Origin of the sequence: Stieleria neptunia (genome assembly GCF_007754155.1) — a bacterium.
Lineage (GTDB): Bacteria > Planctomycetota > Planctomycetia > Pirellulales > Pirellulaceae > Stieleria > Stieleria neptunia.
In genome coordinates this window covers 5,552,187-5,570,358 of the sequence record NZ_CP037423.1, presented here as the reverse complement: position 1 = coordinate 5,570,358, position 18,172 = coordinate 5,552,187, and the positions used below count along the sequence as shown (strand labels likewise).

Below are 18,172 nucleotides of genomic sequence, written 5' to 3'. Positions count from 1 at the left end.
CGCTACTTCCCTTTCGGCCGAAAGGCCGTCATCCGTTCTGGATTTGTCTCGAGTCGCGGTCCGTTCATCAGGTCGATGCAGTAGGGGACGGCGGGGAAGACCGCGTCGAGGCACTCGGCGATTGCTTTGGGTTTTCCCGGCAGGTTGATGATCAGACTGTCTCCCAGTAGGCCGGCGGTCTGTCGGGACAGAATCGCCGTTGGGACCTTTTCCAGCGAAACCTTCCGCATCAGCTCGCCGAAGCCCGGCATCATGCGATCGCAGACCGCTTCGGTGGCTTCCGGCGTGACATCTCGCTCCGACGGCCCGGTGCCACCGGTGGTCACGACCAGGCAGCAGTCTTCGATTTCGCAGAGCTGTCGTAGCGTCGCTTCGATGGTCTCGCGATCATCGGGAATCACTCGCGCAATCGGCGTCCAGGGGCTCGTCAACACCTGGCGCAGGTAGGCGTCGATCGCCGGCCCGCCCAAGTCTTCGTACTCGCCCCGACTGGCGCGGTCTGAAACGGTCACGATCCCGATCTTGGCCGCATCGGGCTGATTCTGATCCGAGGGTGTCATGTCCAGTCGAGTCCTTCATGCAGTTGATTCAGGCTCTGGGCGTCGCCGTCACGAACGACCAGCATGTCTTCGACGCGGACGCCTCCATCCCGGCGACCGTACAGCCCCGGTTCGATCGTAAACACTTCTCGTTCCAGCACCGGTCCGCCGCCTAGGTCCAACAAGATTGGTTCATGCACGTCCAACCCGATCCCGTGGCCGGTCCCGTGCTGAATCGTGGGCTGGTCCGATACGGTTCCACGGGACAATTCGAACCCGGCATCGAGCAATGCCTGGTTGGCAGCCAAGTGCACCGACTCGGCCGTCTGGCCGACACGGAGCTGCTTGACGGCGGCTGCTTTGGCGGCAACCACCGCGTCGTGCATCTTGCGAACGGTCTCGCTCGGTTGGCCGTGAACGACGGTCCGGGTGCAATCGCCCCAGTACCGTGTTTCATTGTTCATCGGAAACAGGTCGACGATCACGGGAACGCCCGTTCGGAGGGCGCCGGCTCCGGCATGGTGACAATCGGCAACATCGGGGGCGGTCGCCACAATCGCACCGTGTGACATTGAATAATCACGCTTCAGAAATTCGGCGGCTGCCAGCGCCCGGGCACGCTCGCTGGTCAAGGTTTCGCCTTCGTGCACCAACGTGCCGTCGGCCGCGACGGTGCATCCGGCGATGGTTTCACAGAGGTATCGCATCACCGATTCGGTGACCGACTGGGCTTCAGCCAACCGCTCGATTTCCTGTTCCGATTTTTGACGCCGGTCGATGACGCCCAGCTCGGGATCGTACGACAGCTCAATACCGGCCTGTTGAAGATGCCAGGCAAAGACGAAGGGCAAGCTGCGATCGACTCGGACGGTCGCCAGGTTCTCGCGTCGGCAGAACTCTGCCACCGCTTGCGCGGTTGCGGTCTCCCGATCCGCGTCCAGCTTTCCTGCCGGCTCATAGTCCATGGGGCAGACGACACGGTCGGCGTTGCTGAGTCCACGGACGCGGTCCATTTCGATATCGCGAACCAACGCCACACGCCGATCAGTGGTTTCAATCCAAGCCGCGGGGTCTCCGAGTGGTACGCAGATACGGCGAAAGAGCGATGGGTTTTTAAGCGGAATGCCGGCGAAAATGGCCGGCGAAGGAGCGTCTGGCATCCTGGAAACTCACGGGAAAAACGTTTGTCTGGTTGAGGCGACGTTATAGCCGATCGCCCCGGGTCCTCGCGAGCCGTCCGGTTGCACCGTAAAAGACCGGCGGGCTCGCGGGCTGTCGATTTTAGCCCACATGCGTTAGCAAGGGGCGACGCGGCGCCCCTCGCTAACGCGTCGGGCTGGGGTGATCGCGTTGATTTCGAAACATCGACTAAATCGACAACCCGCTCGCGCCCTGCCGCTAAGAAATGCTTCACCGCGCCCGCCGTTTAGGGAGGGGCGGACGCCAGGTGTGAGCGGCCGGGGGGAGTTCTTTGTGGCTGGGCGTCACTTTGTCACAGCCAATCGACCCTCCCCTCGCTGCGCTCAACCCTCCCTGCCAGGGAGGGTGACGGTCGGAACTGCACGGTTTCCGATGCTGAGGCCGGAGCCGTTTTCTTGTTGTGCGACGGTGCTGGATCAGAGCTTCGGTTATTATGTGCGGCTCCCACCTTCATCCCCACCTCAGAAAGACTCTCGAATGAAGATCGATTGCTCTCGTCGCCAATTCCTGTCTCTCTCCGCCGCGGGCATCGCGGCATCGGCGACACCTCGATGGACGTCGGCCGCCGATTCCTCCGAAACCCAATGGCACGATGTCCGTGATTGGGGAGTCGAAGGCCGCGGATTCGACGACACCGAAAAATACTTCGACCGCCTACCCGCAAGAGCCAAGGGCGTTGTTCGCGATGCGGTCTGGAATCTGAGTCGGCATTCGGCCGGAATGCTGGTCCGATTTCGAACCGACGCCCGCGAGATCCGAGTCGACCATTCGGTCACGTCGTCCAACCTTGCCATGCCACACATGCCGGCAACGGGAGTCAGCGGTTTGGATCTTTACGCCAAAGACGAACAGGGGAATTGGAAGTGGGTGGCAGTTAGCAAACCCAACGCGCAGCACATGCAGACCACACTGGTCAAGGGGCTTCGTCCCGGCGCGCGAGACTACTCGATCTATCTGCCGCTGTACAACGGAACCGAATCGCTGAAGATCGGCGTCGACGCCTCGAGCCGGTTTGAACCGATCGCGCCGCGCAGCGAAAAGTCCATTGTGTTTTACGGCACGTCGATCACGCACGGCGCTTGCGCGTCGCGACCGGGGATGCCGCATCCGTCGATTCTCGGCCGTCGACTCGATCGCCCGGTGATCAACCTGGGGTTTTCCGGCAACGGCAAACTGGAACAAGAAGTCGGTCAATTCTTGGTCGAATTGGATCCCGCGGTTTACGTCTTGGATTGTCTGCCCAACATGGTGGCCGCCGAAATCACCGAGCGCACCGAACCGATGGTCCAACAACTTCGCGAGGCCCATCCGAAGGTCCCGATCGTGCTGGTCGAAGACCGTTCCTATTCGGGGTCATGGTTGCTGGAGTCACAACAGACCCGTAATCAGACCAGTCGCGAAGCGTTCCAGGCGGCCTACCGCAGATTGCTGGACGCCGGCACGGAACGGTTGTTTTATGTCGACGGTGAAAGTCTGTTGGCCGAGAATCGCGACGACACCACCGACGGATCCCATCCTTCGGATCTCGGTTTCTTCAACCAGGCCAACGCGATCGAACCGGCGTTGCGCGCGGCCTTAGGGGCCTAGTACCGCCGTGATTCATCAATTGAAGTGCCGTGAAAAAACGGACCCACGGATGGCCAGGCGTACCTACGGATGCTAGGTACGCAATCGAACCGTGGGGCCGCTTTGCCATCGGTGGGCTTTCTCACTCGGTCCACGCTTGGTCGGCGAACCCCGTTATGCTGTGGCCTCTACAAAACACAAAATCGTCTCCCGAGTATTCTGCACTGAAGATGTTCAAGACCTCCTTTTCCGCCGTTGCTCTGCTCACCGTCGCGTTGGGCAGCACGTTCGTGTTGAACAGCACATTCGCGTTGAACAGTGCGTCCGCCCAGACGCCCACGTTTCCCGCGACCGATTGGCCGTGGTGGCGGGGGCAGCAGCGAGACGGCAGCGCCGCGCCGGACCAGAACCCGCCGACGCGGTGGAGTGAAACGGAGAACGTGGCGTGGAAAACCGCGCTACCCGGTCGTGGCCACGGATCGCCGATGTTGTTTGGGCGGCATGTCTATTTGGCGACCGCCGATGACACACGCCAGGTGCAAGTGGTGCTGTGCTTGGATCGCCAGAGTGGTGCGTTGCAGTGGGAATCGGTGGTGCACCAAGGCAACTACGAGTCCAAGGGCAAACGGAAAGCGAATGAAAAAGCATCGTGGGCTTCCTCGACCGTTGCCACCGACGGCGAGCGATTATTTATCAATTTCTTCAACGATGGAGCCGTTCACACGACCGCTCTGGATTTGGCCGGAACGATTCTTTGGCAACAGAAATTGTCCGACTACGTCATTCACCAAGGTTACGGATCGTCGCCGGCGATTTACCAGGATCTGGTCATCTGCTCGGCGGACAACAAAGGCGGTGGCGCGATCGTCGCCATGGACCGCGCGACGGGCGAAATCGTTTGGCGTCGTGATCGTCCCGCAAAACCGAATTACGCCTCACCGTCGATCTTGAACGTCTCGGGCAAAGACCAGTTGGTGTTCACCGGTTGTGATCTTGTCACCAGCCTGGATCCCGGCACGGGCGCAACGCTCTGGGAAATCGAAGGTTCGACAACCGAATGCGTGACGACGACCCTGACCGATGGCACGCATGTGTTTACCAGCGGCGGGTATCCCGACAACCACGTCTCGGCCGTCCTCGCCGACGGATCGGGCAAGGTCGCTTGGCGGACCAACACCCGAACCTACGTCCCGTCGATGTTGCACAAAGACGGTTACTTGTACATGACGCTCGACGCCGGAATCGCCGAATGCGTCGACTGTGCGACCGGCCAGACCGTCTGGAAAGCCAGACTGGGCGGCGTGTTCAGCAGTTCGCCGGTTCTGGTGGGTGATCGGATCTACGCGACCAACGAGCAGGGGGAAACGTTCGTTTTCAAGGCAAGCCCACGGCGGTTCGAAAAGGTCGCCGAAAACAAGCTGGGTGAGAGCGTGTTCGCCACGCCGACGATCTGTGACAGCCACATTTACACGAGAGTCGCTCACTACGAAGGTGACCGACGCCAGGAATATCTCTACTGTTTAGGAGCCCAAAACTGATGACTGAAACGAACGTAACGGGCACACGCTGCTGGTGCCTGGGCTTCCGGGACCGTCCAGCTTGGAAAAGACGCGAAACGCAACAAAGACCAATGGTCTCGTCGATTGAGTGTGATGCGGTCAACGGACCGTTGTACGACGTCCGATCTGGGTCGTCGTTGGGAGTCCAGCGGACGACGGCCCGGAAGGGCCATCGTACCCAGGAAAACCGTCGCCTTGAGCTGGACGTTCCCAATCGCCAATGCCTCGGCGGTGCGGGACGTCTGAACGCTGTGCAGCAACGATGGCTGTCGCTGGTGTTCGGCGTCATCATCGCCGGCAACGTTGCGGCACAAACGCCCACGTTGAACGGGCAACGCATGGGCGGTTACCAGGGCATTTGGTTTACACTCGGTCAGTTCTACGGCAAGGGCAACGATGGACAGCCGTACGGAAAAGCATCGCGAAAACCGGTGTTTCCCTACGGAGACAAATACTCCGGCGGATTGGGGACCTACACCGCCAAGCACACGCCGCTTGCGATCTACTGTCCCCAAGTCGACAAGACGTTTTTTGTCTATGGCGGAACAACGGCGCCGAACCAACGGCACCTGCTGTGCATGATTTCCTACTACGATCACGCGTCAAACCGGGTTCCCAAACCGGTCGTGGTGCATGACAAACAGACGGTCAATGATCCACACGACAACCCCAGTATCGCCATCGATGATGCCGGCTATCTGTGGGTTTTCGTCAGCGGTCGTGGCCGGGTGCGACCGGGATTCAAGTACAAGAGCGTCAAACCGTACAGCATCGATGGCTTTGAGCTGATCTCTGAGGAAGAGATGACGTACCCGCAGCCGCATCATGTTTCCGGCGAAGGGTTCTTGCACTTGTTTACGAAGTACACCGGTGTCCGCGAGCTGTACTGGGAAACCAGCGATGACGGTGTCACATGGACCGCCGATCAGAAACTGGCCGGGATTCGCGAGCCGGGTGACAGTCGTGGCGGACATTATCAAACCAGCGCGACACGCGGCGACGTGACCGGCACCTTCTTCAATCGACATCCCAACGGCGTCGTCGATCAACGCACCGATGTTTATTATGTCCAGACACGCGATCGGGGGCAGACATGGACGACGATTGATGGAACGCCCATCCAACCGCCGCTTCAGGATGTCGTGTCGCCGGCGCGCGTGATCGATTATGCGTCGCAAAAGTTGAATGTCTATTTGAAAGACATGGGGTTTGACCGTGACGGACACCCGGTCCTGTTGTACGTCACCAGCCCGGGACACGAGCCGGGACCGCCGAACGACCCTCGTCAGTTCCGCGTGACCCGTTGGGATGGCCAGACTTGGAAAACGTCGGTCATCTGCGGCACGGACCACAACTATGACATGGGCAGTTTGTATTTGGACGGCGAAAGGTGGGCCTGTCGGATTCCGTCCGAATCGGGGCCACAGCCCTACCAAGGCGGTGGCGAGCTGGTGACATGGACGAGCGCAGACCAGGGGGCAACGTGGCAGCGGGAAACGCAAATCACGTCCGGTAGCGAGCGCAACCACAATTACGCGCGTCGTCCGATGGGAGCCAATGATCCGTTTTTTGTCTTTTGGGCCGATGGGGATCCGACGAAGCTGAGCGAAAGCCACCTGTACTTTGCCGATTCAACCGGCAAGCGTGTCTGGGAGTTGCCCTATGAAATGGACGGCGAGTTTGCCACGCCGGTGCAGGTCAAGGCGCCGGTTGAAGAGTAGCCGGCGTTCGCTTGACGTCAGCCGATTGGCGTGTGCCCAATGCCTCTACTTTGGCTCGAACGGTGTTAGCGGAACGGCGCGAGCCGTCCGGTTGCGTTGCAACAACACCGGGAAAGACCGGAGGGCTCGCGCCCTACCGCTAACATCAAACACCCTGCCTGGCGTCAAAGTAGATGGCACGTGCCACTCGCTGACGCGTCCCGCTGGGGTGGCGGGGCTGGAAGCCTATCCGACGTTCGACTCGGCGATCCGCAGGGCTTCGACGAGTTGTTGGATTTGTTCGACGGACAATTCTTCGGCACGCGCCGTTTCACCGTGTCCGAGTGATTGCAGTATTTCGTCGACTTGGGACTTGTCCAGCCGGTTCTTCATCGCGCTGACGACGTTGCTGCGCAAGAATTTTCGCCGGTGGAAGAACAGCGCGCGGACCGTCTGGTGAAAATAGTCCAGGTCACCAATGGCGTCGCGTCGCTGGTGATCCAGATCCAATCGGATCACCGCCGAATCGACTTTCGGCCGCGGCCAAAACACCTTGGGGCCGAGGATGCGTACGATTTCCGCGTGACACATCGACTGAATCCAAATGCTCAGTGCCCCGTAATCCTTCGTCCCGGGCACTGCGACGATTCGCTCGGCCAATTCCTTTTGGATGGTCACGACCATCGCATCGGGTGGCGGCGTCTGGTGCAGCAGATTCGAAATGATCGGTGTGGCCACGTTGTAGGGCAGGTTGGCGACCAGCAAGAACCGTGCGTCTTGGCCGATGCGCTGCATGGCATCGACGATTAAGCCTTTCAAGTCATCGCGCAAGGAATTTTTGTTCCGCAGCGCGTCGCCTTGGAGCAGTTTGACGTTCAGTCGCCCGGCCAATTCTTCGCCGGCCAGCTGATGCAGGTTCATGTCGATTTCGACCGACAACACGGCGCCGGCGGCATCGGACAGTCTTGAGGTCAGCGATCCAACACCCGTTCCGATTTCTAAAACCACGTCGGTTTTTCGCAGCTCGGCCGAGTTGGCGATCAGGTCGACCAGGTTCAGGTCGATCAAAAAGTTTTGGCCGTATTTGGAAACGGGCCGCAACCCGGCTTCGGCGAGTCGTTTGGACAGATAGCTGGCTGTTTGGCGTGGTTGATTCATCCGTCCGCTTTGCTGTTTGGATCGTGGATCTGGTCGTCCGAGAGCAATCCCAGCGAGCGTTGCACGTATTTGGCCAAAATGTCGGTCTCCAGATTCACGGCATCCCCGATGTTGCGAAATCCCAAAGTCGTCATGGCCAGGGTGTGCGGAATCAAGGCAACGGTGAAGGAATCCTCGTCGGCGTCGACGACCGTCAAACTGATCCCATCGATCGCGATGCTGCCCTTGCTGGCGACCTGGCTGGCGTACTGGGATGGAAGTCGAAACCGCAGATTCGCCCACGGCGGGTCTTCGGTACGCTCGATCAGCTCGCCGAGGGTGTCGACGTGCCCGCTGACGTAGTGGCCGCCCATCCGGCTGCCGACGGCGAGGGAGCGTTCCAAATTGACGCGGTCCCCGGTGACGAGTTTGCCCAAATTGGTCCGCGAAAGGGTTTCCTGGCCGGCCTCGAAATCGGCGACATCCCCGTCGATCGCCACGATCGTCAGGCAGCATCCGTTGATGCAGATGCTGTCGCCGATCGCGGCGTCGCTGGTGATCAGCGACGAGCGGATTCGAAGGCGTTTTCCGGGCGGATCGTCGACCATTTCGACGAGATCGCCCATTGTTTCGACCAGACCAGTGAACATTGCGGATAGCAGAACGGCGGAAAATGCGTCAAAAGTACTCGGCGGGTAGCCACTGTGACGCGCATTGGACAGAATGCCGACCAATCGGACAAGCGATGGCACGCGCTCGTCGTCAACAAAACACTTCCCGCCACACCCCCAACACTCTCGAGAGGTCCCCGATGACCCTGATCGAAGCAATTCACGCCCGCCAAATTCTGGACAGCCGCGGCAACCCGACCATTGAATGCGAAGTCCTGCTGGAAGACGGCGCCCACGGCCGCGCGGCGGTCCCCAGCGGTGCCAGCACTGGCGCCCACGAGGCTTGGGAGTTGCGTGACGGCGACAAGTCCGTCTACATGGGCAAGGGCGTTCAAACGGCCGTCACCAACGTCAACGAAAAGATCGGCCAAGCCCTGCAAGGCATGGACGCGCTCGATCAAGCCGAAATCGACTCCGCCATGTTGGCCTTGGACGGCACCGAAAACAAAAGCAACCTGGGCGCCAACGCCATCCTGGGCGTCTCGCTGGCGACCGCTCACGCCGCCGCCGCCTCGACCGGACAACCGCTGTTCCGCTATCTCGGCGGCGTCGGGGCACGCCTGCTGCCCGCACCGATGATGAACATCATCAATGGTGGCGAGCACGCCGATAACTCGGTCGACATCCAAGAATTCATGGTCATGCCGCTCGGTTTCGAACGGTTCAGCGATGCACTGCGATGCGGCACCGAAATCTTCCACAACCTGAAAAAGGTGCTCAGCAGCAAGGGCTACAACACCGCCGTCGGCGATGAAGGCGGCTTCGCGCCGGACCTGAAGAGCAACCAGGAAGCGCTCGACGTCATCATGCAAGCGATCGACCAGGCAGGCTACAAAGCCGGCGAACAGGTCTGGATCGCGCTCGACGCGGCGTCGACCGAATTCTATGACCGCGACCAGAAGAAGTATTCCATCGACGGCAAACAATTGTCCGGCGACGAAATGGTCGACTTCCTCGCCGATTGGTGCGAAAAATACCCGATCTGCAGCATCGAAGACGGTTGTGACGAAGACGACTGGGAAACCTGGAAGAAGCTGACCGAGCGCGTCGGTGACCGAGTTCAATTGGTCGGCGACGACTTGTTCGTCACCAACGTCACGCGTCTGCAAAAAGGCATCGACGAAGGAATCGCCAACAGCATTCTGATCAAGGTCAACCAAATCGGTTCGTTGACCGAAACGATCGACGCGATTCAGTTGGCCGGACGCCACGGCTACACCGCCGTGACCAGCCACCGCAGCGGTGAAACCGAAGACAGCACGATCGCCGACTTGGCCGTCGCCCTGTGCACCGGCCAGATCAAAACCGGATCGGCCAGCCGTAGTGACCGGATGGCCAAGTACAACCAGTTGCTTCGCATCGAAGAAATGCTCGGCGACGCGGCCCTGTACGGCGGACCCCACTTCGCCGCCAAGCTGCGTTAGAAACGATTGTCAGCGGGACGCGTCACGGTCTGTTGATTGAATCGGGATCAGCGGAGGCAATGGTGAGCCGCTGGCCGTAAGGCCTCGGGCGGGCGCCGAAATGCCCGGCCGCTTACGCGTCGCGGCTCACTCAATCGACAGGCCGGTCAGAGACCGTTGGTGTCAGCCTTGAGGCGATTCCCTGTCGCTGCTACGCAGCGACAGGGGGCGGCTAAAGAGACCGTCCAGCTTAGGGCTAGCGCGAAACGCGACAATTCTGAATGATCTGACCGATTGGTGAGAGGTGGTCGGCGGAGGGGTGTACGACGTCCTTTCTAGGTCGTCGCGCAGAGCCCCACGGGCGACGGCCCGGAAGGGCCATCGTACATCAGAAAAGCGATCGTCTTAAGCTGGACGGTCTCTAAAGCCTGCACACCAACTCTTATGCCCGTGCCATTCGTACCTGCCGCCTTTTCCGCTCGCAAGCTGCAGAAGCTACACGTCCAGGTTATCCAGCTGATCGATCAGACTGTCCAAGTTCTCGTCTGACCGGGGCGAGGCGGGGGCGACCGGAGTCGGTTGGCGAGGGACAGCAGTCACCGGGACCGGACGTACCGTGGCTTCATCGTCCCTGTTCCCCGTGTCCCTGTTCCCCGTGTCCCTGTTCCCCGTGTCCCTGTTCCCCGTGTCCCTGTTCGCTGCGGGTTTCACTGTCGCCGAGCCGACCGATCCCAGGCCGCCGAGCGAAACGGTTTTGACACTCAACGAAGCCCTCAGGCGATCCAGCTCCGCAACGATCGTGTGGACGTCTTGATGTTTCGTCAAATCGAACAGAAATAGGCGCCGCGATGACTTGCCCGGCGCAAACGGTCCGCCCGGATCGAGTTGGTGGGGGCAACGCGATCCATGAAACTCGATCGTTGCGAGCACCTCCATCATCTCCGACTCCGATCGCCAATCGAGGATGGCCGACGGCACCGTGATCCCGTCCAGGGTCATCCGGTCGGTTGAATCGCCGGCGAGGGAGTCGAATCGTCCGACGAGGGTCAAATCCAAGCCGGCGCGTCCGATCAGGTTGCCGACCAGGGACTCTGCAAGACCGGCAGCCGAGGCAGGCGGGTTCTGGACAAGGATGACAGGCAGTCGCATCGGAGCAGGTGGTGGGGAGCAGGGGCGGAATCGGGAAGGCGTCCGAGGCGGTCCATCGAACAGGGTACGGTTGGCGCGGAACCGTCGCAGCGAGAGGTTTACGTCAGCCGTGGAATTTTAGTTCGTGCGTGTGGGCGTCTTCGACCATATCATACATCTCGAACCACAGTTCCCGGACATTGGTCGTCGGCGTGAGCCGTCGGTCTTTTAAGTGGCCATCGATCATCTTGCGAAGCTCATAGGGCGAATCGGACAAGAGGTCGTCGGCCAGGGAGCGAATCAGTTTGGGGTTCGCCCGGGTTTCGTGAAGCACCGTCCATCCGGGCATGCGGTAGTGGCAGGTCGCAAGCAGCGTCAATTTTCGATTCGATGCGGTTCGTGCGACGCGCAACCTGGAAACGTGTGTCATCTGTTCCCAGCCGTCGACGACCAACAGGCCGTCTTGGGGAAGTTCCAGCAGTCGTTGGCGAATCCGCTTGCCGGCTCGAAACCGATCCGCCAAACGTTTGCCAAGGCTCATCGAGGGATCGTTGCTGAGCTGGTGGAACGCGACTTGCGGATAGCTCCGCTGCAGCTTGGGTAGAAAAGTATGCAGCAGCGTCGATTTTCCGGTCCCGTGGGGCCCGACGATCACCGCCCGGCGGGTGCTTTTCAGCTTCGCCAGCAGCGACTCCAATTGCGCGTCCACGTTGTGCGGATTGGTCGCGTTGGCTCCGTGGGAGAACCGATAGACGACCTGCGACGGCGCAATGAACGACGTCGAAAATGGATTCGTGGGCTGGAATTCAAACGACGACTTCAAGGAACGTTCTCGCGATCGTTTTCGGGAACAACGTGATTTGCGGCCACCGGTCGAAAATCACCGAGACCGAGCGGCCCCATTCACCGATCTCCACGACGGCCAGTATACCCGAAATGCGGTGGTGACAGTCGACCGGCCGATCGGCAACGCCAGGCATCGTTGTTTGCCAGGCCGCTCGCCAGGGTGTGGAAATCAACTCCCCTGCCCCAGTCGGCCCAGTCCGCCCCAGTCGGCCCAGTCCGCCCCAGTCGGCCCAGTCCGCCCGGCCCCCGTCAGTTCCCTGATTGCGCTTGACCTTGGTTTTCGTCAGAGCCTATGGAAAGGGCGATGGACTCGACCCCGACAATTCCGGTGCAGCGTCCCAGCCGATGGGACGAACCGCTCGACGCATCCATGACGGATGCCGATGTCGCGTGGCTGCGCACGCGCGGCCCGTTCAATCAAATGGATCAGTCCGCGTTTCCCCGTGCGACACCGCTGTCGGGAATCTTGCGTTACGATTGTCGGCTCCATCGTGTGGAGCCCGGTGAGGTGATCGTCCGCGAGGGAGATTACGGAAACAGTGCATTCTTGCTGGTCACCGGCAACGTGCGTGTGCTGGTCGATTCGTTGACCGATCAGCAACTCGGTCGCCAACCGGCTCGCTCGATCGGCTGGGGTGAAGCCCTCTCACGGTTCTTGCGACGCTCGCCCCACCCGGAAACGCGAACCGCAGAGCAGGTCAGCATCAACGCGGGCCCGGGGGGCCATCAATCGATTCGCCAGGTCGACGATCGTCCCGCGATCTTCTTGCAGGACATCGAGGGCGTGTTGCGGCGGCACGAGAGTGTTTCGCTGGGGCCCGGAGAGTTGTTCGGCGAAGTGGCGGCGATGTATCGATCGCCGCGAACGGCCACGGTGGTTGCGGAGACCGAAGCGGCGCTGGTCGAGATCCGTTGGCAAGGGTTGCGAATCCTGCGACGCGACCGACGCTTCGCCGACACGTTGGAACAACACTATCGTCGGCATTGGTTGCCCGTCCACCTGCGCGAAATCCCCTTGCTGCGGTACCTGCCGGAAGAAAACATGCAACGGGTGATCGAAGCGACGGAGCTTCGGTCGTACGGCCGGATGGAATGGAACGCCGATTACAAGAAGACCCGCAAATTGCATCCGGCGGATCAAATCGCATCGGAACCCTTGGTCGTCGATCAGGGGCAATTGCCGACCGAGTTGATTGTGGTGCGGAGCGGATTCGGGCGGATGTGCGTGCGTCACGGTGCGGCCCATCGAACGGTCGCCTATCTGGGCAAGGGGCACTTATTCGGGATCGAAGAGATCGCCTACAACGCGATGCGACCGGAATCCATGCCTGCGCTCCAGTACCAACACTCGCTGCGGGCCGTCGGGTTCTTGGACGCACTTTCGATTCCGATCGAAGTGTTTGCGACGGAGATTTTGCCCCACATCCGCAAGTCTGAATTGCCCGAGAGCGCCCAGACGCTGCAGAAAGCGTTTACGGAGAAACGGACGGATCGGCGGCGCGTTCGCAGCGACCAGCGGAGCGAACCGGCGGCCAGTTTTTCGCCCGATCCGTCGCAGGACATCGAGCACGCCGCCGGTGTCAGTTTCGATTCGACCAGCATGCTGGAGTTCATCGTTCAGCATCGCTTGAATAACGGTCGCGAAGCGATGGTGATTGATTTGCATCGCTGCACCCGCTGCGATGATTGTGTCAAAGCCTGCGCGGACGTCCACGACGGCAATCCACGATTCGTGCGACAGGGGATCGTTCACGACCGTTTGCAATTCGTCCAAGCCTGTATGCATTGCAGCGATCCGGTTTGCATGATCGGCTGTCCCACCGGGGCGATCGCGCGTGATCAGAACACGGGCGTGGTTTCGATCCACGATCCGATCTGCGTCGGCTGTGGGGTTTGCGCTGCGGCGTGTCCCTACGAGAACATCGCGATGGCGGAGGTTGTCGATCGCAAGGGCCGGCCCTACGTCGACGAGAAAAGTGGAAAAGCAATTCGCAAAGCCGCCAAATGCGATCAGTGCAGTGGGTTGCCGTCGGGACCGGCGTGCGCCGCGGCCTGCCCGCACGACGCACTCGTCCGAATCGACTTGAGCGAGTCTCCCCCCCTTTCTGATTGGCTGGAAAAACGGAGCTAAAGCGATGTTGGGCAAGATCAATGTCGGTCGCTGGACCGATCGGGCGAATGCGTGGACGCCAGGAGAGTTGCAAGCGTGAATCGTTCACAGGGGCCCAGCTTGAGAACACGTCGAGTCGTCGCCTTGTCGGTGACGCTGGTCGTGATCGCGGTCTTTTGGGGAATCACCCGCTGGGAAACAGCGCGTCTGGGGATGCCGGCATTCTTCACCGGTTTCACCTTGTTGGCAGGTCTGTTCCTGTTGATGTTGTTGGGCGTGCGCCGTCGCTTGCCGTTTTGGCCGCTGGGCAGCGTCAGCACCTGGACGCAGATCCATCTTTATGTCGGCGTTTTCACCACCGCGATCTACCTGCTTCACGTTCCGGCGTTGATCGCCGGAGGGATGCTGGAGGGTTGCTTGTCGATCGTGTTTTTGATGGTCACCGCGAGCGGCTTTTATGGGATCTATGCCAGTCGGACGCTGCCGAAAAAACTCACGGCGGTCGAAGGCCAACATCGATTCGATCGTATCGATTGGGTGCGGAATCAAATCGCCGCCACGGCCGATCACGCCTGTCGCCAAATCAGCGAAACGTCGGCCAAACAGGTGTTGGAGACGTTCTACCAACAAGCCTTGGCACCGTTCTTTGTCAGCCGTCCGACGTTTGCCTACGTGATCGCACCCAACGGGAATCGACGCCGCAGGTTGCTCGCTGACCTGAAGGAATTGGATCGTTATCTGGAGCAGGACGGACGACGCGTTGCCGGACAGTTCGCGGCACTGGTGCGTCGCCGCGACGATTTGGATTATCAATTTGCCCTGCAGCTACGACTGCGTTGCTGGGTCGTGTTTCATTCGCTCCTGTCGCTGGTGTTGTTGGCGATGTCGCTGATTCACATGGTGATCGTGTTGCGGTTCGTAGGTTGAGGACGAGGCGCAGAGCAAGCCATGCGAAGAGACAATCTTGAAATCCCGCAACCGCCCGCAAACGACCGGCCCGGCGATTGGTGGATGCCGGCCGTCGACGCAACCGGATCGACCGGTGACGCCCGCGTCCGCACCTGGTCGGGGCGACGCCGTCGTTGGACCGTTGTTTTTATGATCTGCGTTGCGCTAGGCGGCTTGGCGATGTTGGCGATGATGCCCCCGGACCAATTGCTCAAGCCCGGTGAATTGTCGACGCCGCATGCCCAGATTCTGGCCGGCGCCGTTGCCGGCGACAAATGCGGCGCGTGTCATCATCAAGCCGCCTTGTCACTGACGGCGTGGTTTCGTTCGGCAAGTGGTTCGCATGCCGGTGTCCGGCAATCGGATCTGTGCGTGGATTGCCACCACCGCACGATCGATGCCAACCTGGCTTTCGCGGCACACAATCTGCCCCTGTCGGTTCGTGATCAGATGACCGAAACGGTTCGGCTGGCTTCCCAGCGTTCGACCGCCGGCAGCACCGGCTTGTTGGCTCGACTGATTCCCGACGCGGCCGTCGACCAAAACGATGTCGCTTGCCGGACCTGCCATCAAGAGCACCATGGCGCCGATGGAGACTTGTTGTCGGTGTCAAACAACCAATGTCAAAGCTGTCACAGCAAACGCTTTGGCGGGTTCGCCGATTCACATCCGGATTGGAACGGTTGGCCCTATGGTCGCGGCGGAGAACTGTCGTTCAATCACGCCACTCACCAGCAGACCCATTTCCCGTCATGGAAGTCGGGGGCGGAAAAGTTCGATTGCTCGATCTGCCATCCCGCGGGCCCGACAGGGGAACTGGTTCGCGTGGCGAGTTATGAAACCGGCTGCCAAGCTTGTCACGATGACGCGATGAACGTGCAGGCGGGCAAGGGCATCGATTTGATCGCCCTGCCATCCCTGCCGCCAAGCGTTTTGACCGACGTCAGCGATTGGCCGGAGGGCGCGACCGGGTTTGCCGATGGAGTGATCTCGCCGCTTGCCGAGTTGATGTTGCGCGGCGATCCGACGGTGTCCGGAATCGTGCGGGTTGTACCGGGGGCGGATGTCAGTCGCTTGTCGATCGAAGACCCGCAAGCCAATCAGACGCTTGCTCGTCTGGCGAACGGTTATCAAACGCTGATTGACGACGTTGCCAGACGGGGCCAAGCGGCGATCCAAGAGCGGTTGTTGCAACAGGGGATTTCTCCCGGTCCGTTCCGGCCTGTTCTGCGATCGCTGCCGCCGCAGTTGATCGAGTCGGCCGGCAAAAATTGGTTCACGCGGACCAACAGGATCGGTCCGCAAAACGCGACGATCGCACGACCGCAAGCGAAGATCCGTTTGGTGCTTGCGGACGAGGACGACTTGTTGGAGGACGACCTGCTGGGATCGAGCCTGCTGGGCGATCCGGGCGATGACGACTTGCTGGTGGAAGATCCGCTGCTGGAGGATCCGCTTCAGCAAGATCCGCTGGCCGATTCGGCGGAACGGTCGTCAACGGGCGTGTCCGCTGTGTCGCCATCGGAGTTGGTGCGAGTCGGCGGCTGGTATCGCGACGATCAACGCATGGCGGTCAGCTATCGAGGCAATGGGCATGCCGATCCCGTGATGGCGGGCATGATTGAAACATTCGCGCAGCTGGGTGAACACGATCCGCTGAAGCAGCGTTTCTTCGCCGCATCCGTTGTCGCCGCGTGTGTGTCTTGCCATCCCGCTGCGACCGCGATTCCCGCGACCTGGCGGGCGGAACGTCAGGTCGGACGACGGAGCGAGTTCACCAAATTTTCGCATCGCCCCCACCTGAGTGTCTCCGCGCTCGGTGATTGCAGTCACTGTCACCAAGTTCGCGATCGACGGACGATGCCGGACCATGAATTCGTCTTTGCCGGGTCGGAGTTCAAAGCTCTGGGGCGTGAATCGTGCGCGGCGTGCCATCACACCAACGCCGCCGGCGAGGCCTGCACCCAATGCCACCGCTACCACATCAGCGATGGCGGTCTGCGATAGTGGCGTAAGCTTCCAGCTTGCGATTCCGGCTGCCGCGGAAAAGGGGGCAGGTACCAAAAATGCGAAGCACCCTTCGGGCCATTTGGTTTTTGGTACCTGACCCTTTTTCCGCTCAACAAACGCAATCCGAACATTTAACGCTGACACAGCACCATCGGGGCGAATCAACAGGAGGTTCAAGTCTTGGACGTTGCGATACTTGGTGGCGGAATCGCCGGATTGGCGACCGCAATTTCGCTGAAACGGATTGGGATGAAGGCGACCGTCTACGAACGGCGTCAATCCGTTCATGATCTCGGCGCCGGCATCGTATGCTGGCCGAACGCGTCATTCGTGCTGAACGAATTGGGCGTCCTGGATGTGCTGCGCCCGCACGCGGGAAAGGTCAGGGCGATGCGACGAATCTCGAAGGATGGAGTCGAACTCGGAAGTCTCGATGTCCAGCGTCTTGATGCGACGATGGGATATCCCAGTCTTTCGGTTCTACGTCAGGACCTGATGCGAGTCCTCTTGCGGCGTGTGGAGCGCGACGAGATTCCGATCCACTACGAGATGCCAGTGACATCGATTGTCGAAACCGGGGCGACATGCCGGGTGCAATTTTCTGACGGCACAACGATCGCACCCCGCATGGTCGTCGGAGCGGATGGACGAATGAACTCGATTGCCCGTCGGTACATTTTGAAGGACAACCGACCGGCGTTTCAGGGATTTGCGAATTGGATCGGAGTTTTCCGGTGCGCCCGTACTGCATTCGATCGCATGGAAATCTGCGATTACTGGGGTGTCGGTGCACGCTTCGGGATTGTCCCCGTGTCGGCGAATGTGGCCTACTGGGCTGCAGGAGCGGTGGCCAGAGGAGACGAGGAAGAGCAGGTGGACGAGCACCTTGCTGATCTGCGACAGACATTCGGTTGCTGGCCTGGTTGCATCGGAGAGATCATCTCACAAGCCGCAGATTCAAGGGCGAAGTACATTCGCTTGTACGATCATGATCCGGTGTCCACATGGCATCGAGGCAATGTGATCATGATCGGTGACGCAGCACATGCAGCGTTGCCCACGTCGGGCCAAGGGGTCGCACAAGCGTTGGAAGACGCGTGGTGGTTGGCTCGCGAAATCGACGCCTCTCCCACCGATCTCGACGCGGCAATGACTGCATTTACACAGAGGCGGTTCCAGAAAACGACCACGATCACGATGGGCGGTCGTCAGTTCGCCGACACGTTGTTCTGTTCGGACGCCGACGCGTGCGAACGGCGAGACCGACAAGCACAGCAAGCGGACTATGTGAAAATGGCAATGGGGATGGCTGCCGCGTGGAGTGCCGGACTGCCTCTCGGGGGATAGCCGATTGG

14 protein-coding genes are annotated in these 18,172 nt (G+C 60.4%); 8 read left to right on the top strand and 6 right to left on the bottom strand.

The features are described 5' to 3' along the window. Window positions 1-2: 2 nt before the first annotated feature. On the bottom strand, window positions 3-560 hold the full coding sequence (gene mog, locus Enr13x_RS19285; protein WP_145388576.1) for a molybdopterin adenylyltransferase: 558 nt from the start codon (window positions 558-560) through the stop codon (window positions 3-5). Further along, complete coding sequence (locus Enr13x_RS19280) at window positions 557-1,699, bottom strand: M24 family metallopeptidase (RefSeq protein WP_145388575.1); 1,143 nt, start codon at window positions 1,697-1,699, stop codon at window positions 557-559. The genes mog and Enr13x_RS19280 overlap by 4 nt, the downstream gene beginning before the upstream one ends. 517 nt (window positions 1,700-2,216) lie before the next feature. Here Enr13x_RS19280 and Enr13x_RS19275 point away from each other — a divergent pair. The 3 genes from Enr13x_RS19275 (at window position 2,217) to Enr13x_RS19265 (ending at window position 6,585) form a co-directional block, all read left to right on the top strand. Next, window positions 2,217-3,326 carry an SGNH/GDSL hydrolase family protein gene (locus Enr13x_RS19275; protein WP_145388574.1) on the top strand — a complete coding sequence of 370 codons (1,110 nt, stop codon included), beginning with the start codon at window positions 2,217-2,219 and terminating at the stop codon, window positions 3,324-3,326. A 209-nt stretch (window positions 3,327-3,535) separates the two neighbouring features. Beyond that, the gene (locus Enr13x_RS19270) at window positions 3,536-4,843 is read left to right on the top strand and encodes an outer membrane protein assembly factor BamB family protein (protein ID WP_145388573.1); all 1,308 of its coding nucleotides are present in this window, start codon (window positions 3,536-3,538) and stop codon (window positions 4,841-4,843) included. 92 nt (window positions 4,844-4,935) lie between these two features. After that, window positions 4,936-6,585, top strand: coding sequence for a BNR-4 repeat-containing protein (locus Enr13x_RS19265; protein WP_231743646.1), 1,650 nt, complete (start codon window positions 4,936-4,938; stop codon window positions 6,583-6,585). Window positions 6,586-6,810: 225 nt separating this feature from the next. Here the strand turns inward: Enr13x_RS19265 and rsmA are convergent, their stop codons facing one another. Together rsmA and Enr13x_RS19255 are read right to left on the bottom strand one after the other, a co-directional pair. Then, a complete protein-coding gene (gene rsmA / locus Enr13x_RS19260; protein WP_145388572.1) occupies window positions 6,811-7,722 on the bottom strand; it encodes a 16S rRNA (adenine(1518)-N(6)/adenine(1519)-N(6))-dimethyltransferase RsmA in 912 nt (303 codons plus the stop codon). After that, entirely contained in the window at window positions 7,719-8,351 is a 633-nt protein-coding gene (locus Enr13x_RS19255) for a riboflavin synthase (RefSeq protein ID WP_145388571.1), read from the bottom strand. The genes rsmA and Enr13x_RS19255 overlap by 4 nt, the downstream gene beginning before the upstream one ends. A 161-nt stretch (window positions 8,352-8,512) precedes the next feature. Between Enr13x_RS19255 and eno the strand changes: the two genes are divergently transcribed. Then, window positions 8,513-9,796, top strand: a complete 1,284-nt coding sequence (eno, locus tag Enr13x_RS19250) for a phosphopyruvate hydratase (RefSeq protein ID WP_145388570.1) — start codon at window positions 8,513-8,515, stop codon at window positions 9,794-9,796. Between the two features lie 474 nt (window positions 9,797-10,270). On the opposite strand, the gene Enr13x_RS38090 is transcribed toward eno, so the two are convergent. Both Enr13x_RS38090 and Enr13x_RS19240 read right to left on the bottom strand, forming a co-directional pair. Next, window positions 10,271-10,924 carry a hypothetical protein gene (locus Enr13x_RS38090; protein WP_197455192.1) on the bottom strand — a complete coding sequence of 218 codons (654 nt, stop codon included), beginning with the start codon at window positions 10,922-10,924 and terminating at the stop codon, window positions 10,271-10,273. A 103-nt stretch (window positions 10,925-11,027) separates the two neighbouring features. Beyond that, a complete protein-coding gene (locus Enr13x_RS19240) occupies window positions 11,028-11,726 on the bottom strand; it encodes an NACHT domain-containing protein (protein ID WP_145388568.1) in 699 nt (232 codons plus the stop codon). Between the two features lie 327 nt (window positions 11,727-12,053). Between Enr13x_RS19240 and Enr13x_RS19235 the strand changes: the two genes are divergently transcribed. The 4 genes from Enr13x_RS19235 (at window position 12,054) to Enr13x_RS19220 (ending at window position 18,164) form a co-directional block, all read left to right on the top strand. After that, a complete protein-coding gene (locus Enr13x_RS19235) occupies window positions 12,054-13,880 on the top strand; it encodes a cyclic nucleotide-binding domain-containing protein (protein WP_145388567.1) in 1,827 nt (608 codons plus the stop codon). Between the two features lie 75 nt (window positions 13,881-13,955). Further along, window positions 13,956-14,786, top strand: a complete 831-nt coding sequence (locus Enr13x_RS19230; protein WP_145388566.1) for a hypothetical protein — start codon at window positions 13,956-13,958, stop codon at window positions 14,784-14,786. 21 nt (window positions 14,787-14,807) lie between these two features. Continuing rightward, window positions 14,808-16,814 (top strand): cytochrome c3 family protein, encoded by a 2,007-nt coding sequence (locus tag Enr13x_RS19225; protein WP_145388565.1) that lies wholly within the window; start codon window positions 14,808-14,810, stop codon window positions 16,812-16,814. 183 nt (window positions 16,815-16,997) lie between these two features. Next, window positions 16,998-18,164, top strand: a complete 1,167-nt coding sequence (locus tag Enr13x_RS19220) for an FAD-dependent monooxygenase (protein WP_145388564.1) — start codon at window positions 16,998-17,000, stop codon at window positions 18,162-18,164. Window positions 18,165-18,172 lie beyond the last annotated feature (8 nt).